Here is a 4,035-nt window from a genome sequence, read left to right on the forward strand (position 1 = left end):
CGGACCGCGTCGGGCAGCAGCCGCTCGGCGGACCAGTCGCCGCCGCCGATCACGTTGCCGGCGCGCGCCGTAGCGACGGCAATCCCGCGCTCGCCAAGAAAACTGTCGCGCCAGCAGGCTGCGACCAGCTCGGCCGCAGCCTTGCTCGCGCTATAGGGGTCGTGCCCGCCGAGCGGATCGTCTTCGCGATAGGGATAGGGCTGCTCGAGATTGCGATAAACCTTGTCGGTGGTGACGACCACGATGGCTCGGCAGCCCGGCAGATCGCGGCAGGCCTCGAGCACGTGTGCCGTGCCCATGACGTTGGTAGCAAACGTGTCGACCGGAAATTCGTACCCGGCGCGGACCAGAGGCTGCGCAGCGAGGTGAAGCACGATTTCGGGCTGTGCGCTGCGCACCGCGTCGGTGAGCGCCGTGCGATCACGGATGTCGCCTTCGATGTGGGTCAGAGTCTCGCCGACTCTCGCCAGGGTGAAGAGGTCCGGATCGGTATCCGGCGCGAGCGCAAAACCGGTGATTTGCGCGCCGAGCGCGGACAGGCGCAGTGCCAGCCAGGATCCTTTGAAGCCGGTGTGTCCGGTGAGGAAGACGCGGCGGCCGGACCAGAAAGCCGGCGTCACCAGCGCTTCCACGGCGCGCGCCCCGACGTCCACATCTCTTCAAGCTGCTGCTTTTCCCGCAACGTGTCCATCGGCTGCCAGAAGCCGTCGTGCTCAAAGGCCCTGAGCTCGCCGGTCGCGGCGAGCGTTTCGAGCGGCCGGTCCTCCCACACCGTATCGTCGCCTTCGATCAAGTCGATGACTACGGGCGAGAGCACGAAAAAGCCGCCATTGATGCGGCCGCCGTCGCCGCGCGGCTTTTCGGCGAATCCGGTGACCGCGTCGCCGTCGGAACGGATCGCGCCGTAGCGTCCTGGAGGAGTCACCGCGGTGATCGTCGCCTTGCGGCCGTGACGCCTGTGGAAATCGATCGACGCGGCAATGTCGATGTCGGCCACGCCGTCGCCGTAGGTGAAGCAGAAGGCCTCCTCGTCGCCGACATGGTCGGCGACCCGGCGCAATCTTCCGCCGGTCATCGTTGCTTCCCCGGTATCCACCAGGGTGATCCGCCACGGCTCGGCCCTGCGGTTGGTGTAGATGGTTTCGTTGCGCTCCAGGTCGATGGTCAGATCGCAAACGTGCGACATGTAATTCAGGAAGAACTCTTTGATGACATAGCCTTTGTATCCGCAGCAGATCACGAAGTCGTTCACGCCGTGCGCGGAATAGATCTTCATGATGTGCCACAGGATAGGGCGGCCGCCGATCTCGACCATCGGCTTGGGCTTGAGATGGGTTTCTTCCGCGATGCGGGTCCCCAGTCCGCCCGCCAAGATCACCGCCTTCATCGCTCGTTCCTGACAATCGCCCATCGTGCCGCCGTGAAGTTCCACAGGAAAAGCGCGACGGTGGCAAGCGGCGTCGCGACGACGATCGGCAGACCGAGGCCATTGTGCAGGCCGATCATCAACGCGGCCGACCAGCCGAAGCCGGCGAGCGACCCGGCCATGAAACGCATCAGCCGGCCCCACGAGCGCGGCTCGCCGAAGGTTACTGCGCTGTGGAACAGATAGCCGATCGGCACCGTGACGAGGAAGGATATGACCAGCGCCAGCGGATAAGGAATGCCCCCGCTCGCCAGGCCGATCACCAGCGCGTTGTGCAGCAGCGCGCACATCGCTCCGCCCCAAAGATAGCGACCCGATTGCCGCAGAAGGACCGCGTGACTGCTCATGCGCGGGTCAGCAGTGCGAAATTGTTGCGCCACGGGCGCACCCAGGCCTCGGCCTCCGCGGGCCGGCCGAAGGCGCGCATCAGCATAGCCTCTGCCTGCGGCTTGGTGATGTAGGAAACGCGATCGCCGGTGAGCCAGCGGTCGCCGGCATGGCACAGCCAGTGGATCGGCGTCGCGGTCCTCTTCCAGTCCTTGAACAGGAAGACCCCGCCCGGCGCGACGCAGGTGCGGACGGCCGCGAGGATCTCCTCGCGAAGCGGCACCGGAACATGATGGATGACGTCGGACAGGATGACGAGGTCGAACCCGCCGGGGCTCTCGGCCGCGACCTCTTGTACCGTCGCCATTCGGAAGCTCACACGGTCAATCGGTCCGCGATAAAGCCGTCCGACCGCGGGCATGATGTCGACCGCGAGGATCTCGGCATCCGGATAGAGCTGTGCCAGCCGCTCGGTGACGGCACCCTCGCCGCAGCCGACCTCGAGAATCCGCTGCGCGTTGGGCACCCATGCGCCGATCCTATCGGCATAAGCGTCTAGGTCGACGAAGACGCTTCGGTAGAGCGCGGCGATACGATGCTCGTGGCGGCCGAACAGCCGCCGCACAATGGGACCGATCGGCATCAGAGGACTCCTGCCCATCTGGCGCGCAGCCGCGGCCACGCGCGCTCGATGATCCGGGATCGATGAAGATAGCGCGCGGCGCCTACGGGGCCGAGGCCGGCGATCGCACCCAAAGCGCGGCCGATCGCGGCAGATTCGCCATTGGCGGCCGCGGCAAGCGCCGCATTCACTGCGATCGAGGCATCGGCGAGCCGGCGTGCCGGTTCCCGGCGGCGGCTCGGGATCGCCGCGATGTGGCGGTCGACGACGATGCGATGCTGGTCGACGAAATCGGCTGCATCGCGGCTGCCGGTCGAGGTGGCCGATTCGCCGTGGATGCGGAAGGCGGCGGTGACTTCGTCATGGTAGACCACCGTGCCGTGGCGGCCGAGCTTGAGCCACAGGTCCCAGTCACCAGTATACCAAAGATCCAGATCGAGCCCGCCGCACTCGATCCATGCATCGCGACGCACGACCGGGCTTGGGGCGGCGACGAAGTTCTGGACGATCAGTTTCTCGGTCAGCACCGCCTGGTCGACCGGGCCCGCCTTGAGCGGACAGCGCCACACGCCGAGCATGTGCCCGTCGCGATCGATGATCGCCGCCGGCGCGAGGTGGAGCGCAGCGCCGGGCGCCTCGCGGACCCATTCGCGGACGGCAGCGACGCGGCCGGGCAACCACAGATCGTCCTGGCAGAGCCACGAAATATATGGCGCGCGGGCGTGCGCCACCCCGAGGTTCATCTTGGGGGAGCAGCCGTCGGTCCCCGCCGGATCGAGGATCGTGAGAGTCAGGCGCAGAGCGAACTTCTCGACCAGCTTCATCGTGCCGCGGTCCGGGCTGCTGTCGATGACGACCACTTCGACGCCGCCGTCGGCCTGGACGGCGAGCGATTCCAGGGTGCGCTCGATCCAGCGCTCGCCGCGATAGACGGGCAGGATGACCGACAGCCATGGCTGGATCGGTTTCGGTTGGGCAGTCATGGCGACCTCTGCAGACACGGCCGCAGGATTGTCAGCGAATGGTTAATCAAACATTCAAGGCACGTTCGCGCCGAGCGAGCCCGGCCGGCACGAAAGTTGCCGCGAATGCGCAGATAATCGCCAGATGGCGGGGCGCTGGCACGCGGCCCGCGCGAGACAGCACCAGCGACGCGAGCACTCGCGATCTCGGAATATTGGAGGCCCGAGCCGGAATCGAACCGGCGTGCAAGGATTTGCAGTCCTCTGCGTAACCACTCCGCCATCGGGCCGGGGAGAGCCGGCGTCTTTGCCGCGAGGGTCGCCTCGCGGTCAAGCCCGCCAGGCGCTGCCATCCGTCTTTCGATGAATGGCGGTTGGCGCGGCCGCCCTCGCTATATATGACCCGCGCGACCGCTCTTGAACTCGAAGTGTATTACCGGCATATAACAGCAATGACTGTGCAGACCCCGATCCCCGATTTCGCCGCGGCGCGCGCGGCGATGGTCGAGAGCCAGCTGCGCCCGCAGGGGGTGACCGACCCCGCAGTGCTCGACGCGATGGGAAGCGTGCCGCGCGAGAAGTTCCTTCCGCCGCGGACGCGGCCGCTCGCCTACGTCGACCGCGCGGTGCTGATGGGCGACGGCCGTTTCCTCCCGGCGCCCGCGGTCCTCGGGTCGCTGCTCACCCAGATGATGCCG

The 4,035-nt window shown here is 66.8% G+C and carries 6 protein-coding genes and 1 tRNA gene; 1 reads left to right on the forward strand and 6 read right to left on the reverse strand.

The genetic code is table 11. The features are described from left to right. The 6 genes from rfbG to GH737_RS13490 all read right to left on the reverse strand — a co-directional run. Nucleotides 1-632 (reverse strand): CDP-glucose 4,6-dehydratase (gene rfbG, locus GH737_RS13465; protein WP_155265311.1); only part of this gene is annotated, 632 nt, incomplete at its 3' end. Then, entirely contained in the window at nt 617-1,387 is a 771-nt protein-coding gene (rfbF, locus tag GH737_RS13470) for a glucose-1-phosphate cytidylyltransferase (RefSeq protein WP_155265308.1), read from the reverse strand. The genes rfbF and rfbG, both read right to left, overlap by 16 nt. Next, nucleotides 1,384-1,773, reverse strand: coding sequence for a GtrA family protein (locus GH737_RS13475; RefSeq protein WP_155265309.1), 390 nt, complete (start codon nt 1,771-1,773; stop codon nt 1,384-1,386). The genes rfbF and GH737_RS13475 overlap by 4 nt, the downstream gene beginning before the upstream one ends. Then, on the reverse strand, nt 1,770-2,396 hold the full coding sequence (locus GH737_RS13480; protein WP_196233191.1) for a class I SAM-dependent methyltransferase: 627 nt from the start codon (nt 2,394-2,396) through the stop codon (nt 1,770-1,772). Before GH737_RS13480 ends, GH737_RS13475 begins: the two co-directional genes overlap by 4 nt. Next, nucleotides 2,396-3,376 (reverse strand): glycosyltransferase, encoded by a 981-nt coding sequence (locus GH737_RS13485; protein WP_230558813.1) that lies wholly within the window; start codon nt 3,374-3,376, stop codon nt 2,396-2,398. The genes GH737_RS13480 and GH737_RS13485 overlap by 1 nt, the downstream gene beginning before the upstream one ends. Nucleotides 3,377-3,553: 177 nt before the next feature. Further along, nucleotides 3,554-3,627 (reverse strand) — tRNA-Cys (locus GH737_RS13490). Between the two features lie 162 nt (nt 3,628-3,789). On the opposite strand from GH737_RS13490, the gene GH737_RS13495 reads away from it, so the two are divergent. Next, nucleotides 3,790-4,035, forward strand: a 246-nt coding sequence (locus GH737_RS13495) for a protein-L-isoaspartate O-methyltransferase family protein (protein ID WP_420853458.1), incomplete at its 3' end; no start/stop codon positions are given.

The organism is Sphingomonas segetis (genome assembly GCF_009720245.1).
Lineage (GTDB): Bacteria > Pseudomonadota > Alphaproteobacteria > Sphingomonadales > Sphingomonadaceae > Sphingomicrobium > Sphingomicrobium segetis.